The following is a 22,653-nucleotide window of genomic DNA, read 5'->3' as shown; positions in this document are numbered from 1 at the left end:
ACGCAGGTATTTACTGAGGTAAGTCTTGCGTTGTAAGATAGTACGATTTCACCATAAACTTATAAACATGAAAACTTGGAGTAACATGTATCTGGCCATTTGCTTATCGCTTGCCTTGGCCATCAGCAGCAACTGTACGCTAGCTGGAACGATCAGGAAAAACACCACGGAGCCCGCACAAAATGCAGCGAGGAAATCGGGGAGTATCGATTCGCTGATCCAGTATTTTGAAGAAACGACTAAAAATTTGAAAGCACAGGTGGAGGGGCTTAGTGCTGCGCAGCTTGCCTTTAAACCTTCCCCAGAGCAATGGTCTATTGGGGAGTGTTTGGAACACATCATTTTATCGGAAACGATGCTTTTCGAAATGGCAAAAAAGGAGCTTGCCAAGGCGCCACAACCTGAACGTAAGGCGGAAGTGAAAGTGAACGATGAAAACTTAAAACACATGATGGGCGACCGCAGCCAAAAGTTTAAAGCCCCAGCTGAGCTACAGCCCACGGGAAAATATACCGCTGTGAAAGTAGCACTACAGGATTTCACAGCTGCGCGAAAACCCGTATTAGCTTTCATCAAACAAGCGAACGAAGAGGATCTAAAAAACCATATTAGTGAGTACCCCACGGGCACCGTGAATGGTCATCAAAACTTACTCTTCATCGCTGCCCACTGCGCCCGGCACACCAAACAAATCGAAGAAATAAAGGCAAATCCTAAATTTCCTAAAAAGTAACGCATGAAAAAGTCAACCTATCGCATCGATATTCATGCGGCAGCAAATAACGTCTTTAGGATTATGCTCGAGCGGGATACCTACAGACAGTGGACCGAAGCATTTGATCCTGCTTCTGACTACAGTGGTGGTTGGAATAAAGGCGATAAAATATACTTCCTTGGACCATCGGAAAATGGCAAACGCCAAGGCATGATCGCTGAAATTGCTGAGCATATCCCTGACCAATTTATTTCAATACGGCATTACGGTATGTTGGACGGAGATGAAGAAATCACAAGCGGACCGAAAGTAGAAGCTTGGGCCGGAATCTTTGAAAACTATACCTTCGAAGAACAGGCCGGGGTAACCACCGTTACCGTAGATGTCGACAGCCCCGAGCAGGATGCAAGCTTTTTTGATGAGGCTTGGCCACGAGCTCTTCACAAGCTCAAGCATATCTGCGAAAAAAGTTAAAAACACGCGGGGATTTCCGAACAAAAAAATCCCCGCGTATGGGTAATAAAACAAGATCAATAAACTACTCCCTGTTCCACCAAAGCTTTGTACTGGTTACATCGTCTCCTTGATTGGCCAATGCCTTTTGGTAGTTTGCGCGGTTTGTGCTTTGCTCTTTCAAGGGATACACGAACCGGGTTGGGGCGGCACTGCCCACCTCTGGTGTAAATCGAAAGGTGACTGTGCTTCCTGAGCGAATGCCCGACCAAATGATATCGTCCTTCTTAACTAAAAATAAGGGATAGCCCGTTCTACGTATTTCTGTCCAGGCTTCTACGCCTTGATTAAATAGGGCTAAATACTTCTGGCTAAGCACGCGCTCCTGGTTCGCTGCGGGCAAGGCGGCTACGTATGCGGCAGCTTCACCACTTGTTACGCCCCACTTCTCCAGCGAGGCGCGCACGCCTTGTTCATAGGCCGCCTGATCCCAGCCTCTGTATTCGGCGATGAGAAAAGCGACTTCAGCATATTCCTGCAGCACCTCCGCGTAATCTGCAGCATTAATCAGGTCGCCGGGCAGGGAGATCGAATCTGTAGGAAACATGTTGCCCGCAGCAAGCGTTAAGCCATAAGGCTGTCCCACGTATTGCCCTTTGACGTTCGGTTTGGCAAATTTCGGCAGTCGGGGGTCGCTCGCGGTGAAAGGCCCTCGCCTTCCTTGCAATGCTTCGATCAACACGTGCGATACGGCGAAGTCTTTACGGTTAGCAATAACCGTTGCGCGGTAAAGTGGAGCTTCATTGGGCGAAGTCGCCGTATATTTAAACGTCGCATTGTCGGCATTGGAAGTAAAGACACCCTTGCTCAACGCATCTTCGATATGTGTACGCGCTCTTGCCGGATCTTTTTTCGCTATCCGCGTGGCCAGTCTTAGGCGCAGCGAGTTTGCAAATTTTGCCCATTTTGCATTTTGTCCTTTGTAAATAATGTCCGCGTTGCCAAAAGTAGTCGCGGCAGCATATTTCTGGAGCGTGTCGGCAGACTGCCTCAGCTCCTCGAGCAGATCAGTGTATATCTTTTCTTGACTGGCATAAGCCGGGGTTAAATTATCCGGGTTTTGCTGCAGCGCTTGGAAATCTGGATCGGCATTGCCATACGACTGATAAGGAACATCACCGAAAACATCCGTTAGCGAATGAAATGCAAATGCTTTTAACACGCGTGCAATGGCAATCTGGTTGGCATTTGTTCCCGCATTTCCCGCAGTCGCTGTAGCCCGCGTTGCCTCATCCGTATTCAAAAGGATAATCTCATTAAGATTATTGAGGGCCTTATAAAGCCCCGTCCAGTAGTTGTCTGCGTAGCTATTTGTTACCACGTATCGTGACTGATCCGTGTAGATATTCTGACTAAAATACTGGGCATAAAGTTGCGCACCTCGTAAGTTCATTTCTTCGTTGCGCAACGTATTCATCAATTGCTTTTCTGCACTGACCAAAATAGATGGGGTGGAAACCGCTACAGGTCTATTCGGATCGGTATTGATCTCGGTAAAGGTTTCCTTGGAGCAGCTTGCAAAAACTAAGATCAATAGCCCTGTGATACCCGACGAATATATATGTTTAATTACTTTCATAATGGCTTAGAATTTAACGTTTACATTGAAACCATAGGTTACTGGCGTAGGAATATTTCCTCCTTCTATGCCCTGTACGTTACCGCCACTGGAGGTAAACTCCGGGTCGATGTATTTACTCTTGGTATAGATATTCCAAAGGTTCCGTCCATATACTGATACGCCCAGATTTTTGATAACTTTTGCATGGGGTAGTGGAAAGGTGTAGCCAAATGTCACTTCTCTAAGTTTCGCGAACGTGGCATCAAAGATAGAAAACGTTGTTGGTCCATTGTATTCATTCCGCGCCCATTGTTGCGCGGTTATACGCGTATCATTGGTTACTGGATTGCTTACCGCGTAGGTACCATCCGGATTGAATGTTACATCGGCCTTAACACCATCCAGCACCACGCCGGTTTCCCGCACATTATTCGCTGCAGTTCTATCCAACACCCCAGCGTACATACCCACTTTATACGTTTGCGAGAAGAACTTGCCCCCTACACGCCCGTCAATCAGAAACCCGAGGTTAAAGTTCTTGTACGTGAAATTGTTTTGGAAACCGAACAAAAACTTGGGCAATACGGAGCCCAAAGGAACAAGTTGCGACGTACGCATATATGTACCATCAGCCTGCACCACGCGCTGCCCGTCATTGGCATACACAAAATCGTAGCCCAGCAACTGTCCGTAGGATTCCCCTTCGCGCGCCACGAGGTTTACCAACGTATTGCTAAGGGTTAAGGTGTTCACAAGATCATCGAGCCTAACCACCTTGTTGACGTTTCGTGCCCAGTTGACGTTGGCATTCCACTGAAAGTTATCATTCCGAACCGGCGTAGCATTTAATACAATCTCTATCCCACTGTTATCCACCTGGCCGGCGTTAAGGACCTTGTATTCGTAGCCAAACGCCGATGATACCGGTACTGGCAAAATCTGATCGCGTGTAGAATTATTGTAATAGGTAAAGTCAAAACCTAAACGGTTTCTGAAAAATTGCATATTTAAACCCGCTTCCCAAGACTTTGTTATTTCCGGCTTCAGCTCGCGATTGTTTAATACAGATGGTAAGCTATACGACGGTAATCCGGCAAAAGACTGATCGGCCATATACACTTTATACAGGCTGTACGGCTCGGTATCATTACCCACCCAAGACAACCCTACTCTGGCTTTACCAAATGACAGCCAGGAGAGATCGCGAAATGGCTCTAGCTGACTAAACACAAAACTACCCGAGACAGAAGGGTACAGATAGGAATAGCTATCGATCGGCAGTGTAGAAGACCAGTCGTTACGGATGGTTCCATCTAGAAAGAGGATATCGCGGTAACTGAGTGAAGCACTGGCGAAAGCCGATGAAATTCTTCTGTGGTATTTGTTGTTGTCAATCAATACGGAAGAAGCATTTTTCAAATTATAGTAATTGGGTATAATCAGCCCACCTTGCGTGATGCCGTAGTCTACCTTACGCTGCATATCGCGGATGTTGGCTCCGATAAGCCCTTGCAAAGAAAAATCATTCCATTGCTTTTTCGCCGAGGCTATAAACTCGTAGTTATACTCGTTTAATTTATTAGCGGATTCTTCATACTGGGAAGTACTACGGGAATAAGCCGCTATCCGGTCTTGCGAATCAAAACTATAGATGTCACCATGCACCTTTGCTTGTAAAGTCAGCCAGTCGGTTGCCTGGTATTCTAGTCCAATATTTCCATACACGCGGTCACGTTTTTCTTCCAGATAGCTTTCATATGCAGACCAATATGGGTTGTCGATAAAACGAGTAGCTTCAGCCGCTGGCGTGTTCTGCCATCCGGTACGGTTCCACGCTAAAGGCGTCCCATCCGCTCTTTTGTAGTTTTCCAGTATTTTGTAATCAACCTGCACCGCCCCCCATTGGAAAGCTTCTAGCATGATGTTTCGGTTTGACGCACCGGCCCAAGGCTTGCCTAGCGATTTGTTCTGTACGTAATTTAATACGGAACTTACTTTCAACTTGCCCAACTGTGTGCTTCCGGAAAAGTTCAGGCTATTTCTGTCCAATCTGGAATTGGGCGTCGTGCCGCGTACGTTCTTGTTCGTATACGATAACCTATAGGTCGTATTATCCCCACTGCCGGCAATGGCAATATTGTTGGTATTGGCAACTCCTGTACGGAAGAAATACTTGACATCATTTTTTGGGTAGACCCAAGGCGTAGGCTGTAAATAGCTGGAAGCATCTTCCGGGTTTAAGCTATACCATTGTAAGACATTAGTTCCGTCGAGCAACGGCCCCCAGCTTTCATCGGAAGCATAGTCTACGATCTTGTAATCAGCGCCATTAATATTGACCGTTTGAAACTCCGGTGAATACCCTTGGCCATACAGCTTTTGGCGCTTTGGAAGACGTACGATGTTTTCGAAATCCAACCCTGTGTTTACCGAAATGGAGGTGCGATCACCTACATTCGCTTTTTTTGTGGTGATCATGATAACACCATTTGCCGCGCGCGAACCGTATAATGCTGCCGACACAGGACCCTTCAACACCGAGATATTAGCAATATCATCCGGATTGATATCCTGAATAAGATTTCCTACATCTTTGCCGGCACTGCCATTTATGGTCGCTATGGAATTAAGATCCTGATTATCTATCGGTGTACCATCGACAATGTATAAGGGTTGGTTATTTCCGGAAATGGAATTTACGCCACGTAATGTTACGCGGGACGAGCCGCCCATATTTCCTCCTGAACTAACCACCTGCAATCCGGCAACTTTACCGGATAGGGCGCTGAGCGCATTTGTCGGGCGTGTTTGTAGTTCTACGCCCTTAACTTCCTGTACGGCGTATCCTAAGGCTTTCTTCTCGCGCGAGATGCCTAATGCCGTAACCACCACCTCTGACAATTCGCCAGCGGATGGTAATAACTGAATCACAAGTGTTCCTTCTTTGATATCCGTTATTGTCGTGTCGCGAAACCCAATATAACTGATCGTTATGGACGGTTGTGTTGCGTTGACGCCCAGCGAAAAACCGCCGTTGCCATCCGTATACGCTTGTGCTTTTGTTTGGTTATCCGTAACCGTTGCGCCAGCTATAGGCTGGCTATTTTGGTCGATTACACGACCTTTAAGTGTGGTTTGCGCATAGAGCTGCCCAATCGAACAGGCAACAGCGATCCCCACTACACTTAGGTAGTTTTTTGTATTCATTACAAAGACTTTGGTTTGAAAAAATTCTTGTACGAGCTAAAAAGCAATTATCGGAGACAATTTTTGGCTCAATTATCTCCTAAAGACATTCGGCAACAGATAGTATGATACATAGTTTCACAATGGATGTAAATTTCTCAGGGGCAAATGTACATTTATTCCATTAATTTAGTAGACTATCATAATCAAAAAAATGTCATTTGTATTAAATAAAAGCGTAAACAACTGAACAATAGATCAATATAAAATTAAATGAACTATTAACTTTTTTCAAGGTTATAATTTCATATGAAGACTTTATATCTAACCTTTCTGTTGGGGATTGCTATTACGCTGGGGGCTTGTAACAATGAGCAGCAGACAAATAAACAAGAAGCGGCATCGGAACGCGAAGATGACAGTACACATGACGCGAAGATACAGGATTCGGTAAGCTATGATCTGATTCACGACACGGACTCCATCCCTGGCAACATCCATGATGGTGTAGCTTCGCAACTGAAAGAACCAATAAAAGCGTTAGCTGCTTTCTATGCGGCAATGGGCGGCAGTGGCTGTGATGGCGAGCGTTGCAAGCTTACCACTGCGCTCGGACTTGGGAAGCAGGGCTCCGACGAACATAAAAAACTTATTGCGCGCTATTTCCCTAACGATAAGGTTGCGGAAACCGTGGTTGCACAAGATTGCTACCTTCGCCCCAGCGGAGCATCAACCTTTTCCGACTATGACTACCTCCGTATCCAAGAATATGGCGATACTCTCCGGGTCGATTATCGTTTGCTACAATATACTAGAGGCGAAGAAAAGTGGACGGAAGGACCAGATCTATACCTATTAAAAGACAATACATTCCACAAAATAAAGCGTAACCTTTGGACATTTGTAGAGGAGAAATAATACGATCTTCTGTATCTGTACATGATGTCGTTCCTTTTACTTAGCCGCTAACACAACAAAAACAATGAACAACGCATCGGGTATGCATACCTCGACGAAGGTATTTCAACTACTTGCCATCACGGTACTTGTAGGTGTCATTTTATTTTTTGCTAAAAGCATTCTTGCTCCGCTGGCAATTGCCGGTATCTTAGCTATGCTGTTTGTTGCGCCAAGCAACGCCTTGGAGCGGAAGCGCTTTCCGCGGTGGCTCACAGCCTTGCTTTGTGTACTCGTTTTTTTACTGGTCGCTGCTGGTCTATTTTTTCTTCTGAATTGGCAACTACAAAGCTTTTCCGACAATGTGGATGCCATGAAACAAAATTTATCGTCTCTCCTATCTCGAATTCAGGAATGGGTAGATGATAGATTTGGTATTGATAAAGAGCAGCAGAAAGCGATCGCACAGGAAGAAATGAAAGCCAGCCAACAAACTAGCGGTTTGACAACAAGCTTTGCTTCTGGGTTTATGAGTATGGCCGTCGATACCATTTTAGTTATTGTATACAGCTACCTGCTTTTACTTTACCGGGGACGCATAAAAGAATTCATTCTTAAAGTTGCCAAAGATAGCCCAACCAATAAGACAGTAGATATTATCGATTCTTCAACGAAGGTAGCAGCACATTATGTAAGCGGCTTGGCTAAAATGATCTTGGTACTGTGGGTACTCTATGGTCTAGGCTTTTCCCTCATCGGGGTAGAAAATGCCATATTTTTTGCCATTTTATGTGGTTTGTTAGAACTCATCCCCTTCGTAGGCAACTTAACCGGGACGGGCATTACTGTACTAGGGGTCGTTGCTCAGGGCGGAAAAGGCGATATGATTTTATTGGTTATTGCAATTTATGCGGCGGTACAATTTGTGCAAACCTATCTTTTAGAACCACTTATAGTGGGAAACGAAGTTAATATTAACCCACTCTTTACAATCATCAGTTTAGTCGTTGCAGAAGCGATTTGGGGCATACCAGGCATGGTTCTAGCCATTCCCGTTATCGGCGTTTGCAAAATAATATGCGATCGGGTTGACGCTTTAAAACCCTACGGCTTTTTGATTGGGACGGAACAGAAAAGAAAGCGAACAATTCCGTTCCGAAAGAAGCGTCAATAGTGGTCGGGCACCTATCTCCGGCTAAGAAAGCCAAATCTGGTAATAACGAATAAACCGCTATCTTTGCAGACATATACTGTTGAGCTATGGGTTTTCTCCAAAATAAGAATCGTTATCCGTTAAAGTATTGGATAAAACGCAGCGCTGTGTTTTCCATATGCATCGTATCCATACTGATTGTTGATTCACTCTATAAAGATCAAGGGCGCTTTTGGCTAAGTACTGCTGTGGCTTTCATCGTCTTTTTTGGGGTAATTCTGTGTAATCTTTTTGCCCACATCCACTTTGATGTTAAAGACCCTATAAAATCGCCTTTTAAAGTTAAGCTCCTCGGATATATCATGACCTTTGGTATCTGCCTTTTCTCGATCATCTTATCCAAAGAAATTGGCACGATCTCGCCTGAAGAGAATAAGATTATTCAGTCTTCACCTATAAATTTCTTTTTGTTGACAGCTTTTCACGCCGCTGTCCTAGACTTCATCGTTCTCCTCTGGCTCTATTTCTTGATGACCGATTACTTTAAAAATCAGCTAGAGCTCGAGCGTTCGAAACTGGATAAACTAAAGGAACGCGCCATCAACCAAATGCTGCGCCAGCAAGTACAGCCGCATTTCTTATTTAATGCTCTTTCCAGTCTAAAATCACTGATCAAGAAAGACACGAACATGGCTGAATCCTATTTGCTGCAACTATCGGATTATCTACGCGGCAGTTTTTTGACGTCTGACGATGGTTTGGCCACCGTTAAGCAAGAGCTCAAGCTATGTGAAGACTACCTATCTATGCAGAAAATACGATTTCGGGAGGCTATACAGTATACGATTACAGTCTCTGACGATGTATTTAAGGCGCATTTACCCATTTTTTCGTTACAACCGCTGGTGGACAATGCACTCAAACATAACCATTACACGATCGAGAATCCCTTGCATATTGATATTATACAGGACGATGGATGGATCATCGTCAGAAACAATGTCTGCCTACGCAAAAGCGCCACGGAGGACACCAATAACTATGGCTTGAACAACCTGAAGGAGCGATTCAGCTATTACTTGAAGGATAGCGTCATTATACGTGAAAAACCATCCTGCTTTGAGGTTTATGTTAAAATCATTCACGAATGAAAATAATTATCATTGAAGATGAAGATCTGACCGCTGAAGATCTGGCGCTTACGCTAAAGCGGATTGAACCGTCCTCTCAACTATGCGCGCGGCTTTCCAGCGTAAAAGAAGCTATTGCGTTTTTAAGACACGAACCAGATGTTGATTTGATTTTTAGCGACATACAACTGGGTGATGGAGAGTCCTTTGACATCTTTAGACAGATTTCGCCAAAGGCGCCTATTGTTTTCTGTACGGCTTATGACCAATATATGCTTGAAGCCTTTAAAACATTTGGTTTGGACTATATCTTAAAACCTTTTTCGGACGAAAGTATCTTCAATACAATAGCGAAGTATAAGCTGCTGCGACAAACATTCAATAAAGGCACCACAGATCTGGTCGAGGCTGTGACACAGGCTACTCAAGCTGCAGAATCCAATAAAAAGTCGCTCATCGTCATCAACGGTGACAAAATCACACCGATCCAGCTTCAAGACATCGCCCTATGTTATATCGAATACGAGAATGTATTTGTAAAAACCGCAACCGGGAAAGAATATTTAGTCAACAAGACACTGGAAGAAATGGAACAGGTGCTCGGCGCCGATTTTTTCCGCGTAAACCGACAACATATTGTTAAGCGAGCGACTGTAGCCTACGCGAATACCAGCTTATCGCGGAAATTGATACTTTCGCTACGGGTAGAACACCCGATAAAAATATCGGTTAGTAAGGAAAAATACCAGAGTTTCATACAGTGGCTAGAAGGCTGACCTCGCTTTGGTGAGATCCTTTGCCGGTCAGTAGGGCGGTTCGGCCGAAAAAATGTCCGGTTCGGCCTATTTTTACATACGATTGTGTAGGATTGCGCCCATATTTGCACAAGCATGGATGGTGGGCTTGCAACGAACAACTTACGCAATAAACAGTACGCACATGAAAAAGTATGTATTAATTTTCAAAACTTCTATCCGAACGATTTTAGATCGTTCACATCTGATCGGAAAGCTTTATCAAGTATCGAAAGAAGTGAAATTCGCTACCATTGACCTCGATGATGAGGATTTCATTTTACGCGTAGAATCGACGAAACGTAATGAGGATTTTATCTCGCGTTTCCTTCTTTTGGAAGGACACAGCGTTATATTTCTGGCTGCTTTTGAAAAAGATGAACTTGGCCGACCGCTCCTGCAGCCGGCCTATTACTAAGCATCTTCCTGTATTGGAATCGGTAAACGGTATTACTGCACTAAAACACAGCCCTAGTTACCGCGTACGGATTACTTCTTACTAACGTTCTCTGGCATAACGGTCCAGATAATATTAGCCGCATCATCCGTCACTAGCATATACTTTGGGGTGAAGGCAATTGCTACGGGCCGTCCGTAAACTTCGTCATTATCCGCATTACTAATAAATCCTGTTAAGAAATCCTGTGCTTCGCCTGCGGGTCTGCCTTTCGAAAACGGCACAAAAATTACTTTGTACCCGGAAAAGGTTGAGCGGTTCCACGATCCATGTTGCCCAATATATGCGCCCTCTGGGAAACCTTCTGCCTTATTGAAGGACAGCCCTAAAGAGGCGGTATGCGCGCCGACAGCGAAGTCTGGCGTGATCGATTTTTGCGCCATATCTTTAGGCAGCTTATTCTTCCAACGTGGATCTTCGTGCTTTCCCCAATAGGTATACGGCCAACCGTAAAAGCCGTTATTTTTAACGCTTGTCAAATAATCGGGAACCAATTCGTCGCCCAACTCATCGCGCTCGTTAACAGCAGTCCATAAAGTAGAGGTATGCGGTTCAATATCCATGCCGACCGGATTACGAATCCCGGATGCAAAGATGCGTTCACCAGATCCGTCAAGGTTTACCTCTAGAATGGCAGCCCGCCTGACCTCATGCTCCATCCCATTCTCTCCCACATTACTTCCAGATCCAACGGAAATATACATTTTCGTACTATCCGCGTTCAAGATGATGTTGCGTGTCCAGTGGTTGTTATAGCCGCCTGCGGGTAAGCTAACGATTTTTTTGCCATTGGTATCGATCTTGCCATTACGATAGGGATACCGCATTAAACCATCTGTATTGGCGACATAAAACCAATTGCCTGCGATCAACATGCCGAAAGGTTGAGCGAGCCCGCTTAAAACCGTCTCTCGCTCATCGGCGACACCATCACCATCTGTGTCGCGCAAACGGATGATGTTATTTGGACTTTTGCTGCGAAACTCGTTGTGCGAATCAGCCTTCTTATCATCGCCTTTGGTTTCCGTACGTGCTTGCGCTACATAGACATCACCGTTTGCTGCAACATATACATTCCGGGGGCTATTCAAACTATCTGCAAATCGGACTACCTGAAATCCTGCATTTGCCGTAGGCGTCTCTCCATCTTCCCAGCCTTTCACTTTGGAAAACTTATTCTTCGCCGGGGTGGCTAAAGGTTCCTGCGGGACGATCTGCATACCAAACTCTCTTTCCTGCGCCGACGAATCTGGATTGTCTGCCTTCCTTTTCTCGGTAGAGCCACCACAGGCCCACATCAAACTACATACAGCTAGCATCGACAGCCATATTGGGGTACTACCCGACGAATGTTGTGTTATCATATTAATTTTTGTTTTGTTCATAACTCCGAAAGCGTGAACACCGCTCCCCTTTACGAACCAACAGAAGCGCGAAAAGTTCTTCCATTCGGCTTAGTAGGATGACCAGCAGATGAATTGCTTTAAAATAGTTTAGTTGTCGAATCATGTATATAGTGGAATATAACTAACTTTACAACATTATTAACCCCTTCATCTTACTCTTTTTTTGCAACGGCATGGAAACTGTTTTGTCACTTTACAAAAGGCTCACGCACATTGGTGTCCATGGCGAATTATCCTATCTCGAGAGCAGAAGGGTGCAGATGCTGAATCTTATTGCGTTAAGCTGTATCCCGTTGACCTTCTTTTTTGCAATCTGCAATATGCTGCATGGCCGATACCTTTTATCGACTATTAACTTGGCTACTAGCGGGGCCTCTGCGCTAGTACTTATGTTACACGTAAGGCGTCATTACGATGCTGGTCGTTTTGTTCTTCTTACGTTTAACTTCCTGTTATTTGCTACAGGTTGTTTTCTATACCAAAATGGAGCTGTCTATTACCTACTCTGTGTGCTCATCGTCGCGTTATTGGTATACGATAAAAAATGGATACAAGTGATGGCGGGTTTAGCTGTTACCACCGTTATATTGCTAGCCACTTTTCTACCAGAGCATCTTACCGCACGTGAGGCCTTACCTGTAGGTCGGCAGCTAGTGAATACGATTGGCGCTTTGGTGTTTCTAACTTTTATTGTAGTTTTTTTTAAGCGGATACAATATGGCTACCAGAAAAAAATCGAAGAGCAACGTGACGAGCTCAAGAAGATGAATGCGGATATGCAGAAGATATTTTCTATTATCGCGCACGACATTAAAAGCCCCCTGGCTTCCTTACAGGGTGTTATCGCGCTATTTCAGGAGGGGTTTATATCGCCTCAGATTACGGAAGAATCGATAAAATTGGTCGACCGGCGCGTAAAGCAGTTAGACAGCACATTGGAAAACCTCTTACGCTGGAGCAGTAATAACCTCGGAGGCCTGCAAACGACCAAATCCCATGTATATCTCGCGGGCGCAGTGCAAGAAACTTGTTACTTTTTGGAGGGGCTAGCCAGCGGAAAAGCGATCGACTTTGCTATTGACATTGATCGCGATACATTTGTATTTGCAGACCGTGATCAGCTGAGCATGATCTTGCGAAATTTAATTAGCAATGCTATAAAATTCAGCTACGCGGGCGGCACGGTAACTCTTCAGGGCAGGCGCTCCGTGGACAAAGTGACGCTGCAGGTCATTGATAATGGCATGGGCATGAACACGGAAAATGAAAAAGCGCTATTCCGATCGCTTCAAAGACCATCGTTCGGCACGGAGGGCGAGCGAGGTTCAGGTGTCGGCCTTATGCTAAGTTACGAATTGATAAAACAAAACGCTGGAACAATAGCTGTGAAAAGTATAGAGGGCAAAGGCACCATATTTTCTATCGTTCTCCCCGTAGGAATACCGGAAAAAAAGGCGATATTGACACCTTTATAGCAACAACTGAGGCTAAGTAATATCAGCTGTTACACGGCATTCTTGGCTTTTTTTTCTTATTTTTGAATCTGTTTAATAGTGAATATATTCAAGTGCCAACGCCAATTGCATACTTGTTTCATTATGAACAGTGCGAGGACGTTTCCGCGTTCTCGCATTCTATTTAATGCTTAGGCAAGCTCATATCATGACTATGGAAAATCTTTTTGGAATAGACCAGCATATTGCCTGGTTCGATTTGGGGAATGGTGTACAACGGAAGGTGATGTCGCACAATGATCAACTTATGGTCGTAAAAGTAAGGTTCGCGAAAGGTGCGATTGGCGAGTTGCACACCCACCCGCATATTCAAATTTCGTATGTTAGCTCGGGAAAATTCAAATTCAGTATAGCCGGTGATGAGCATATTTTACGAGAAGGAGACACCTGTATTGTGCCGGCGAATGCCGTTCACGGCTGTAGTTGTCTAGAAGCTGGCGAACTTATAGACTCCTTTACGCCTTCGCGAACAGACTTTCTCGATCCGCGATAAGCACGAATCACCCAGATTAATCTTCGGCAACAAACCGGATTTCTTGCATCGAGTGTATATCCCTAAAACTGATCGACAGTCGCTCACGCGCACCATGCAGCAACTCGTAATTAGGATTCGCCTTAAAGGCACGTTCTATCTCGTAAAATGATTCAATCACGTCTTTGTTATCATCACATTCCTTAAAAACCTCTTCGTAAAACGTACCGAGGTGTTTATCTTCCGTGCTTTTGATAATGCGTATTCTCCGTTCTGGCAATGTCAGTTCCATAATGAATAGTGTTAAATGGTATTTTAGATCTATTGTGTAGAAACGGCTGAAACACTTGTTTAAAAGTTCCTCATCCGCTATAGACTTGTCGAGTCTTGAACTACTTCTGTACTATCCGTTAATTGACTTCCCGAGGCCTTATCCTCGTCCACAGTCGGCGTTGTCGTTTCTGGGCGCGCCTGATTCTTAACGGGTTGTTGGCATGCTTGTATTGCAAAAAAGCTAATCGCTAACGCCATTCCAAGTAATGTTTTCTTATGCATCTTTTTCATGTTTTGGTAGTGAGATAACCTATTTGACTGCGCAATGGTTGTGAAAAAAACATTTATCCGTATATCTACGTTTCAGCAACAGGTAGAATGTATTTTATCGCGTAATAAGCACGCCGACTGAGCATAGCATTAGCAGATAGGCTGATCGGTCACGGCTAGAGGAACACGCTATCTTGAAGGCGTGGAGAAAATTCGCTCTTCCAGTAATTTTGCATATTGCTGTGTTCCGAAGATAGAAAGGTGGTCTGCATCGTAAAAGTAGGTAGCACGCTTATCAGCGCGAGCGATATCCGGATGGTTGTACACATCAATATACTGCGAGGCGATAGGCGAGCCTTTTAGAAACGCATTGGCGTTATATCGCTCTGCCCGTAGATATTTTTCTGGACGCACTCCGAAACGTTTTCGCAGAACTTCAACTACAGGATACTCTATCCGATAGTTTTCCGTTTGGCCAATGTAGATAATAGGAACATTGTATTGCCCAAAGAATGCATCGATCTGGCTCAAGTAGGCGCTTAGTTGCTTTTTCGAATATCCCGCATAGTTTGCTGATAAAATAACCTTATCTATCTTGCTGATATGCCTAGGCAGATACGTGTCATACATATAATGCATTAAATCGGTCGGTCCCTGATATGCGGATCGAACATGTGGAGCGGGAAAAGTCTCGTCGCCGGTGGCTTGCAGAAGATGTACATGATGTTTCTGCGACAGATCGCGGAGAGTCGCTGAAAACATACCGGCATGGCAATCGCCAAGAAGAAGATAATTTGGCAAGGAATCTGAAAAGTTATGCAGTTCATTCTTGTCAAATTCTTGGAGAGGTGAATTTGCTAAAAGATGGCCCTTCCCAACATTGTATTGTGCATCTGCAAAAGAAGCTGTGTAATGCCGTTGAAAGTTCGCGATCTCCGGCAGGTTAGCCGCGGTAAGATACTTCGGCCAAGATATCTGGGTGATGGAAAAGGTAAGGGTAAGCGTAACAAAGAGTCCCGCTATCAGGGCTGCGGGTTTACGAAAAATCCCCCGTCGTTCCACTAAGAAATACGCTATGCTGCCTAAAATAAGGGAGATCAAGAAAAATAGCATGCGCTGCTCGAGCTTCTGGTTCCAAACAAAGTAGGTACATAGCACAACGATAGGCCAATGCCATAAATACCAACTATAGGAAATACGAGCGAGATAGACGATGGCGGGAAATTTGAAGAATCGAAGCTCCGGTGCCAATAGCAGGATACCTGCTGTACACCCCACGGGCAACCATGTGCTAACTGATGGCCAACCGAAGCCACCGAGCCTGATCAATCCCAGCATAGACACCACGAGTAGAACGATAAAAAACGAAGTGAGGAGATGACGAACCCGTAAGGAAAAGTAATCCTGTACCCTACGCCCATGGAAATAAGCCAGCCCACCAACGAGGAATTCCCATGCCCTGGTAGGAAACATAAAGAATGCAAATTTCGGATTGAAACGCATGTAATACAGCATCGAGGCAAAGGATAGACACAGCAGCACATAAACGAGCATTATAAAGAGATGGCTATACCGCCTTCGTAGCGTCGCTGCACCGAGCAAAAACAAAGGATACAGCATGTAAAATTGCCATTCTACGGATAAAGACCAAGTATGGAGCAGGAAATTTAATTGTGATGATGGTGAGAAGTATCCTGCAGCGCGATAGTAATGGATATTGGAAATAAAGAGCGAACTCGAAAAGGCAAATCGACTAAAATCATACAATTTTATGCCTAACACAAAATAAATGAGGACAAAAAAGAATAGCAACACCGTTAACAGTGCGGGCACCACTCTTGCCAGTCTCCGATAATAAAAATCAACTAATGAAAAATGGCCGTTGCTGATCTTTCTGCCGATAATTTGCGTCATCAGAAAGCCTGACAATACAAAGAACACGTCGACGCCGGCATAGCCATCTCGAAAGATATGAAAATCGAAGTGATAGCATACTACAGCAACCACGGCGACACAACGTAGAAAAATAATATCGTAGCGTATGTTGTTTTGGTCAGCTTGCAGCATAAAAGCGATTTTCCAGCACTAAATATATGGAATTATCTTTTCTAAAAAAGCAGTTACAAGAAATCAGCTCTTCACGAAGCTAAAATCCGCCAAGCAGCGACCGTAAAATACTGCAGGAATGATTACCTTGCGGCTGGTTTTTTAACAAGATAGCTAGGCCCTATATACTCATGCGACAAGAATACTATCAGGAGCATACGTTTACGAAGAGTTCCTTTCCGCAATCCAATATTCGAGGGATTGAATTTGACAGCTGTGTCTTTGATTCGTGCCTATTAAACCAACTAGACCTTAGCGACTGCCGATTTTTGGATTGCACCTTCAGAAACTGCGATCTGAGTTTGGTTAATGTAACGCGAAGCAGCTTCCAGGATGTCCTATTTAGTCATTGCAAGATTATGGGAGTTACATTTTCAGCGTGCAGCACTTTTGGCTTGGCATTCCGCTTTGAGCATTGTCAGCTGCAGCACAGCTCATTCACGAAATTAAAACTCAAAGGACAATCGTTCAAAGCTTGTATGCTTAACGAGGTTGATTTTTCGGAGGCTGACCTCAGTGCGTCCATTTTTGACGAATGCAACATGGAACGTGCGCTATTTCATCAAACGAACCTGGAGAAAGCAGATTTTCGAACCTCGTATAGCTATATGATAGATCCGGAACAAAACCGCCTAAAGCGCGCAAAGTTTTCCATCTTGGGTGTCGAGGGTTTGTTAGCAAAGCATGATATCCTGATTTCGAAGTAAATTGCGTAACGACCCCATACTAGAAAGCTACGATAAAATCTGGCAAAGGATCATCAAATATGCGCCTCGAGAAAATAGCTATCAGGATGGCGTTACACGTACAACTTTCATAAACCGTTTTTTGTAACTTCCTTCAAGCGTGGTTTCTGTAACCGCTTGTGCCTTCCCCGAACTTGCGTGTATAAATCGTAGACCACCCTCCATAGAGTTCGATAACACTATACCGACGTGGCCGATGCTTCGTCGAGCTGGATTGGTACCTGTAAATAGGATGATGTCGCCGGCTTTGGCCTGCGTGAGTGATACGTCTTCCCCAGCCTGCCCCATAGCGGAAGAGCTTCGCGGTAGCGCCACACCAAACCGCTTAAAAACGTAGTGTACAAAACCAGAGCAGTCGAAGCCATTGCTAGGACTTGATGCACCATATCTGTATTTCACCCCCAGCAATTTCTTAGCAAAAGCAATAAGTTCTTGCTCGGGACTGCTGTCGAACATAGGAGTAGGTCGACTAACACATCGGGGGGCTGTTGCCATCGGCTCCAAAGCGCTCGCCTTCTGCATGATCGGAAATACGAATAATATAGCGACTAGTATATAGTGTTTTACGGTCGGATAAGATACTCTCATTCAAGCAAAATTAAGAAATAAAAACTTAAAAAGCTGTCAGAATGCATTTTACGTGATTAATACGGTTGTTAGTTCACTCCGGTCCGTTGCCCATCCAAGCTTGACTGGGCAATCTAACTGCGCACAGGTATCTATATCACCACTTGCGCAAAGGCGTATTGCATGGACAGCAATCGAACTACCTATGAAGGTCGAGCGGTTTCCAAATAGCATATGCTAAACAAACTTTAACTTGCTTAAGATAGCTTCTTTTTAGATGACTATCTTTGGAAGCGAAAGCAGCCCCAATCAAAACATTGTAGCATGGAACAGGTGTTTAGTGTACTATTTGCGCATATAGCGGATAAAGTGCATATTACGGAAGAAGATAAAGAACGTGTAATGAGCTTCTTTACGCGTAAAAGACTGAGGAGAAGGCAATATTTGCTTCAAGAGGGCGATGTGTGCAAATACATATCGTTTGTGACAGAGGGACTGTTAAAATCGTATACCGTCGACGAAAAGGGTAACGAACATATCAATCTGTTTGCTTGGGAGGGTTGGTGGATTTCTGATTTTGCAGGCTTCATATTTGGCAATGAAGCCAAATTAAATATAGATGCCATTGAAGACAGCACCGTGCTCCTGCTCTCGATCGAAAATTATGAAAAGATGTTGACTGAGGTACCCGTTATGGAACGTTACTTTCGCGTCCTTTATCAAAATAGCCTTGCTACCAAAGACAGTAGGCTTATTAGCGCTATCACACACACGGCAGAAGAAAAGTATACCATGTTTCTTGATACGTATCCATCTATTAGCCAGCGACTACCCCAGCATTTAATAGCCTCTTATCTAGGGCTATCTCCCGAAACAATAAGCAGGATAAAAAGGAAGATAACCGCAACGAACACTTGATTCAGGTCAAGCGTATTTTCTGATTCAGGTCAAGTCTGTTTACGTGTCCATACGCTAATTTTGTAATAAAATAATTTTAGATATGGAAAAAACAGCATTGGTTGTCGGTTCAACGGGAATCTCTGGCAATAATTTGGCAAAAGAATTATTAAATCAAGGGTGGGAAACATATGGCCTATCCAGAGGAACGGGTAAAGACGTCGACGGCGTTTTCTCTTTACACGCAGATTTGTTGGACAGCAATAGTTTGAAACGAGCATTAGCGGATGTGCGTCCGACACATGTATTTTTTACAACTTGGATGCGCAGAGATTCTGAAAAAGAGAATATCGAGGTTAATGGAGCTATGGTTCGGAATTTACTGAATGTCATCTCCGAAAAAAAGACGGTGAAACATGTTGGCTTGGTAACAGGATTAAAACATTACTTAGGCCCCTTTGATGCCTATGTTACAAGTGGGGTACTTCCTGAAACGCCACTTCGAGAAGATCAGCCACGGTTGAGTGCTCCTAATTTTTATTACGCACAAGAAGATGAACTATACACTGCAGCGAAACGAGACGGTTTTACTTGGAGTGTGCACCGCCCTCATACATTGATTGGGAATGCAGTTGGTAACCTCATGAACATGGGAACAACGTTAGCTGTATACGCTTCTATTTGTAAAGAGGAGAATGTACCATTTATATTTCCTGGTTCTGAAGCACAATGGAACGGACTGTCGGATGTTACCGATGCAGGCATGTTAGCAAAGCAGATTGTGTGGGCAGCGGTAACTCCCTCTGCGTTTAATACAGCATTCAATGTGGCAAATGGCGATGTATTCAGGTGGCGTTGGTTGTGGAAAAAGATTGCTGAATGGTTTTCCATTGAATGTGTAGGATTTGAAGATGAAGTAAGACCATTAGTCAAAACATTGGAAGGAAAGGAAGAAAGTTGGAAACGTATCGCAAGAAGACACGGATTGGCAGAGGAAGATTTGCATAAAGTTAGTTCAGCTTGGCACACAGACCTCGATTTAAGTCGCCCGATTGAGGTGATGACAGACATGACGAACAGTCGTATGCTCGGCTTTAACGAGTACTGCAGTACAACAGCTTCTTTTTTTAGTCTTTTTGAACAATTGAAATCAGATCAGATTATACCTTAGAAGCATTGCTTAAAAGCAGGATATCCTGTTGCAAAAAAAATCAACAAAAAAGCCAACACTTGCGTGCTAGCTTTATCAGTAGCGGGGAGCAGGATCGAACTGCCGTCCGCCGGCTGGCGGATAGGAATCCTGCTGTAAAAAAATCAACAAAAAAGCCAACACTTGCGTGCTGGCTTTATCAGTAGCGGGGAGCAGGATCGAACTGCCGTCCGCCGGCTGGCGGATAGGAATCCTGCTGTAAAAAAATCAACAAAAAAAGCCAACACTTGCGTGCTGGCTTTATCAGTAGCGGGGAGCAGGATCGAACTGCCGTCCGCCGGCTGGCGGATAGGAATCCTGCTGTAAAAAAATAAAAAAAAGCCAACACTTGCGTGCTGGCTTTATCAGTAGCGGGGAGCAGGATCGAACTGCCATCCGCCGGCTGGAGGATAGGAATCCTGCTGTAAAAAAAATCAACAAAAAAGCCAACACTTGCGTGCTGGCTTTATCAGTAGCGGGGAGCAGGATCGAACTGCCATCCGCCGGCTGGAGGATAGGAATCCTGCTGTAAAAAAAAATCAACAAAAAAGCCAACACTTGCGTGCTGGCTTTATCAGTAGCGGGGAGCAGGATCGAACTGCCGACCTCAGGGTTATGAATCCTGCGCTCTAACCATCTGAGCTACCCCGCCGTTTTCGTGATGCAAATATAGTAAATCCCGATGATTTGCAAAGGAAAAAATTGTATTCAACTCACTTTTGAGCCAATAAAGCCACAAATCGCTCATTTTTAAATATATAATTTCACCTTTCGTGAAACAATAAAATTAATTATGCATTCTATTTTGATTTCCGAAATAAAACTGTATACTTACAAAATCATCAAAAAAAGTGGTTTTAATTGTTAACCAACACAAACTGTATGGAGCAAAAAGTTGAGATACGTTTAGAGTATATAATAAATTCATCGCCTCGGATTTTATTCCCTTATATTCAAGAGCCCAATGCGTTATCCCAATGGTTTGCCGATGACGTCAATTATAAAGATGGCGTCTATGAGTTTATCTGGGATGATGAAGTAAATCGTGCCCGGCTTGTTGCAAGCAAGGAAAACAAATCGGTACGATTCAAGTGGTTAGACGATGAACCTTACTACTTCGAAATCGAAATCATCCAGGATGAACTAACAAATGATGTGGCTTTGTCCATCACAGACTACGTAAAACAAGACAACCTAGACGACAGAAAAAAAATATGGGCCAATTCTATTGGCTATTTGCAAAGTGTTATCGGAGCATAAAAAATAGTATCTTTGTATCGGAATTTGTAGCAGGAAACCCGGTGTCGATATGAAGAAGATACATTTACTTATTTTACAAGCATTTATCAGACCCTTCATGGTATGTTTTTGTATCGTGATGTTCGTCCTGTTGATGCTTTTTCTATTTAAATATATCGATGATTTAATAGGTAAAGGCTTTGAGTGGTATGTATTGATGGAGTTGATAGGCTACCAATGTGCCGTGCAGCTATCGATGGCCCTGCCTTTATCCATGCTACTATCTTCGATCATGACATTCGGCAACCTCGGCGAAAGCTACGAGCTAGTCGCTATCAAAGCAGCGGGCTACTCCTTGCGTAAGGCCATGACGCCCTTAATTTTCCTTGTCACGCTATTTGCCGCCGGTTCGTTTTTGTTTTCTGATTATATCTTGCCTGTAGTCAACCTGAAGATGGGTTCGCTATTGTGGGATGTGCGCAATAAAAAAGCTGACTTTCTCATTAAGCCCGGTATCTTCAACAGTTCCATTCCGGGGTATTCTATCCGCGCAAAAAGCAAAAGCGAAAATGGAACTGTGCTTTACAATTTGATGATCTACGATCATCGGTCTGGCAATGCAACAAACAACGTGTTGCTCGCCAAAGAAGGATTCATGCAAAATTCAGCCGATAACAATTATATGATCTTGCGGCTCAAAGATGGCGTTCGGTATGAAGAATCGAGAGCAAAAAATGCGAAGCGCTATGACCCACGGCAGCAGTTTACGCGGTTTCGTTTTAAAGAGACGGAGCAGAAGTTTGACATGGAGGCATTTCAAATGAAACGTACAGATGAAAGTCTTTTTAAGACCCACCATTCCATGTTAAACCTGAAGCAGCTAAAATTATATACAGACTCCAATCGCCTGCAGCTGGATAGTGTATCCAATAATATATTTTTAGAGGGCAAGAACTATGTAACCTATCTTTCGCCATACTACCACGAAAATGGGGTGAAGCAAGTTCCGGTTAAGAAGTTTACTAACTTTTTGACCGACTACGTTCCCAAAGACCAACAACGTACACTCTTGAGCAACGCTCTTGGGCAGGTGCAACAAATGAATAACGTCTTTGAAATGAAAGAGCCCGATTTCAAAAATTATGCAGAGAAAGACATACGCTATAAGATAGAATTCCACCGTAAATTTACGCTGGCTGTATCTTGTCTATTGCTTTTTGCAATTGGGGCACCACTGGGGGCGATCATCCGTAAAGGCGGATTAGGGCTACCTGTCGTTGTCGCTATCATCTTCTTTTTAATATACCACATCATATCTACGATGTCGGAGAAGGCATCAAAAGACGGTAGTTTAGACCCTATTTTAGGAATGTGGATGGCGATCATTGTCTTAAGCCCGCTCGCGATGTTCTTGACGTATAAATCGACAACAGACTCTTCTCTTTTCGATATCGAGCAATACAAACTAAAAGTAGAAGGCGCCTGGAAATGGGTCACGATGAAATTCAAACGAAAGGCTACACCCAAGCATTCGTAGATTTTGACAAGGGTATTATACAAAAACGCGC

21 protein-coding genes and 1 tRNA gene are annotated in these 22,653 nt (G+C 44.1%); 14 read left to right on the top strand and 8 right to left on the bottom strand.

Annotated elements, in window-relative coordinates:
• The first annotated feature begins 67 nt into the window (after positions 1 to 67).
• Positions 68 to 733: a DinB family protein gene (locus B0I21_RS05075; RefSeq protein ID WP_133639370.1), complete on the top strand. Its 666-nt coding sequence runs from the start codon at positions 68 to 70 to the stop codon at positions 731 to 733.
• 3 nt (positions 734 to 736) lie between these two features.
• Complete coding sequence (locus B0I21_RS05070) at positions 737 to 1,189, top strand: SRPBCC family protein (RefSeq protein WP_133639369.1); 453 nt, start codon at positions 737 to 739, stop codon at positions 1,187 to 1,189.
• A gap of 64 nt (positions 1,190 to 1,253) precedes the next feature.
• On the opposite strand, the gene B0I21_RS05065 is transcribed toward B0I21_RS05070, so the two are convergent.
• Positions 1,254 to 2,807 (bottom strand): SusD/RagB family nutrient-binding outer membrane lipoprotein, encoded by a 1,554-nt coding sequence (locus B0I21_RS05065; RefSeq protein ID WP_133639368.1) that lies wholly within the window; start codon positions 2,805 to 2,807, stop codon positions 1,254 to 1,256.
• Between the two features lie 6 nt (positions 2,808 to 2,813).
• Positions 2,814 to 5,996 carry a SusC/RagA family TonB-linked outer membrane protein gene (locus B0I21_RS05060; protein WP_133639367.1) on the bottom strand — a complete coding sequence of 1,061 codons (3,183 nt, stop codon included), beginning with the start codon at positions 5,994 to 5,996 and terminating at the stop codon, positions 2,814 to 2,816.
• Positions 5,997 to 6,284: 288 nt separating this feature from the next.
• Between B0I21_RS05060 and B0I21_RS05055 the strand changes: the two genes are divergently transcribed.
• The 5 genes from B0I21_RS05055 to B0I21_RS05035 all read left to right on the top strand — a co-directional run bounded on the left by B0I21_RS05055 (position 6,285) and on the right by B0I21_RS05035 (position 10,367).
• Positions 6,285 to 6,893 (top strand): hypothetical protein, encoded by a 609-nt coding sequence (locus B0I21_RS05055; RefSeq protein WP_133639366.1) that lies wholly within the window; start codon positions 6,285 to 6,287, stop codon positions 6,891 to 6,893.
• 64 nt (positions 6,894 to 6,957) lie between these two features.
• A complete protein-coding gene (locus B0I21_RS05050; protein WP_243835953.1) occupies positions 6,958 to 8,046 on the top strand; it encodes an AI-2E family transporter in 1,089 nt (362 codons plus the stop codon).
• Positions 8,047 to 8,132: 86 nt separating this feature from the next.
• The gene (locus B0I21_RS05045; protein ID WP_133639365.1) at positions 8,133 to 9,176 is read left to right on the top strand and encodes a sensor histidine kinase; all 1,044 of its coding nucleotides are present in this window, start codon (positions 8,133 to 8,135) and stop codon (positions 9,174 to 9,176) included.
• Positions 9,173 to 9,931, top strand: coding sequence for a LytR/AlgR family response regulator transcription factor (locus tag B0I21_RS05040; protein ID WP_133639364.1), 759 nt, complete (start codon positions 9,173 to 9,175; stop codon positions 9,929 to 9,931). The genes B0I21_RS05045 and B0I21_RS05040 overlap by 4 nt, the downstream gene beginning before the upstream one ends.
• A 163-nt stretch (positions 9,932 to 10,094) precedes the next feature.
• The gene (locus tag B0I21_RS05035) at positions 10,095 to 10,367 is read left to right on the top strand and encodes a hypothetical protein (protein ID WP_133639363.1); all 273 of its coding nucleotides are present in this window, start codon (positions 10,095 to 10,097) and stop codon (positions 10,365 to 10,367) included.
• Between the two features lie 71 nt (positions 10,368 to 10,438).
• Here the strand turns inward: B0I21_RS05035 and B0I21_RS05030 are convergent, their stop codons facing one another.
• Positions 10,439 to 11,770, bottom strand: a complete 1,332-nt coding sequence (locus B0I21_RS05030; protein WP_133639362.1) for a PQQ-dependent sugar dehydrogenase — start codon at positions 11,768 to 11,770, stop codon at positions 10,439 to 10,441.
• Positions 11,771 to 11,985: 215 nt separating this feature from the next.
• On the opposite strand from B0I21_RS05030, the gene B0I21_RS05025 reads away from it, so the two are divergent.
• Positions 11,986 to 13,287 carry a sensor histidine kinase gene (locus B0I21_RS05025; RefSeq protein ID WP_133639361.1) on the top strand — a complete coding sequence of 434 codons (1,302 nt, stop codon included), beginning with the start codon at positions 11,986 to 11,988 and terminating at the stop codon, positions 13,285 to 13,287.
• 193 nt (positions 13,288 to 13,480) lie between these two features.
• Entirely contained in the window at positions 13,481 to 13,819 is a 339-nt protein-coding gene (locus B0I21_RS05020) for a cupin domain-containing protein (RefSeq protein WP_243835952.1), read from the top strand.
• A 16-nt stretch (positions 13,820 to 13,835) separates the two neighbouring features.
• Here B0I21_RS05020 and B0I21_RS05015 read toward each other — a convergent pair whose 3' ends face one another.
• The 3 genes from B0I21_RS05015 to B0I21_RS05005 form a co-directional block, all read right to left on the bottom strand.
• Positions 13,836 to 14,090, bottom strand: coding sequence for a hypothetical protein (locus B0I21_RS05015; protein WP_133639359.1), 255 nt, complete (start codon positions 14,088 to 14,090; stop codon positions 13,836 to 13,838).
• A 77-nt stretch (positions 14,091 to 14,167) separates the two neighbouring features.
• Positions 14,168 to 14,353, bottom strand: a complete 186-nt coding sequence (locus tag B0I21_RS05010) for a hypothetical protein (RefSeq protein WP_133639358.1) — start codon at positions 14,351 to 14,353, stop codon at positions 14,168 to 14,170.
• A 177-nt stretch (positions 14,354 to 14,530) separates the two neighbouring features.
• A complete protein-coding gene (locus tag B0I21_RS05005) occupies positions 14,531 to 16,408 on the bottom strand; it encodes an acyltransferase family protein (RefSeq protein WP_133639357.1) in 1,878 nt (625 codons plus the stop codon).
• Between the two features lie 170 nt (positions 16,409 to 16,578).
• Between B0I21_RS05005 and B0I21_RS20465 the strand changes: the two genes are divergently transcribed.
• Positions 16,579 to 17,154 carry a pentapeptide repeat-containing protein gene (locus tag B0I21_RS20465; protein WP_133639356.1) on the top strand — a complete coding sequence of 192 codons (576 nt, stop codon included), beginning with the start codon at positions 16,579 to 16,581 and terminating at the stop codon, positions 17,152 to 17,154.
• Between the two features lie 81 nt (positions 17,155 to 17,235).
• Here B0I21_RS20465 and B0I21_RS04995 read toward each other — a convergent pair whose 3' ends face one another.
• Positions 17,236 to 17,781 carry a C40 family peptidase gene (locus tag B0I21_RS04995; protein WP_133639355.1) on the bottom strand — a complete coding sequence of 182 codons (546 nt, stop codon included), beginning with the start codon at positions 17,779 to 17,781 and terminating at the stop codon, positions 17,236 to 17,238.
• Between the two features lie 303 nt (positions 17,782 to 18,084).
• Between B0I21_RS04995 and B0I21_RS04990 the strand changes: the two genes are divergently transcribed.
• Both B0I21_RS04990 and B0I21_RS04985 read left to right on the top strand, forming a co-directional pair.
• The gene (locus tag B0I21_RS04990) at positions 18,085 to 18,678 is read left to right on the top strand and encodes a Crp/Fnr family transcriptional regulator (protein WP_133639354.1); all 594 of its coding nucleotides are present in this window, start codon (positions 18,085 to 18,087) and stop codon (positions 18,676 to 18,678) included.
• 82 nt (positions 18,679 to 18,760) lie between these two features.
• Positions 18,761 to 19,828, top strand: coding sequence for an SDR family oxidoreductase (locus B0I21_RS04985; protein ID WP_133639353.1), 1,068 nt, complete (start codon positions 18,761 to 18,763; stop codon positions 19,826 to 19,828).
• Positions 19,829 to 20,424: 596 nt separating this feature from the next.
• On the opposite strand, the gene B0I21_RS04980 is transcribed toward B0I21_RS04985, so the two are convergent.
• A tRNA-Met gene (locus B0I21_RS04980) sits at positions 20,425 to 20,498 on the bottom strand.
• A gap of 230 nt (positions 20,499 to 20,728) precedes the next feature.
• On the opposite strand from B0I21_RS04980, the gene B0I21_RS04975 reads away from it, so the two are divergent.
• The gene (locus B0I21_RS04975) at positions 20,729 to 21,106 is read left to right on the top strand and encodes an START-like domain-containing protein (RefSeq protein ID WP_133639352.1); all 378 of its coding nucleotides are present in this window, start codon (positions 20,729 to 20,731) and stop codon (positions 21,104 to 21,106) included.
• 49 nt (positions 21,107 to 21,155) lie between these two features.
• The gene (locus B0I21_RS04970) at positions 21,156 to 22,622 is read left to right on the top strand and encodes an LptF/LptG family permease (RefSeq protein WP_133639351.1); all 1,467 of its coding nucleotides are present in this window, start codon (positions 21,156 to 21,158) and stop codon (positions 22,620 to 22,622) included.
• Positions 22,623 to 22,653: the final 31 nt, after the last annotated feature.

It is taken from the genome of Sphingobacterium paludis (assembly GCF_004364125.1).
Taxonomy (GTDB): Bacteria; Bacteroidota; Bacteroidia; order Sphingobacteriales; family Sphingobacteriaceae; genus Sphingobacterium; species Sphingobacterium paludis.
This window is presented reverse-complemented; position numbering and strand designations above follow the sequence as displayed.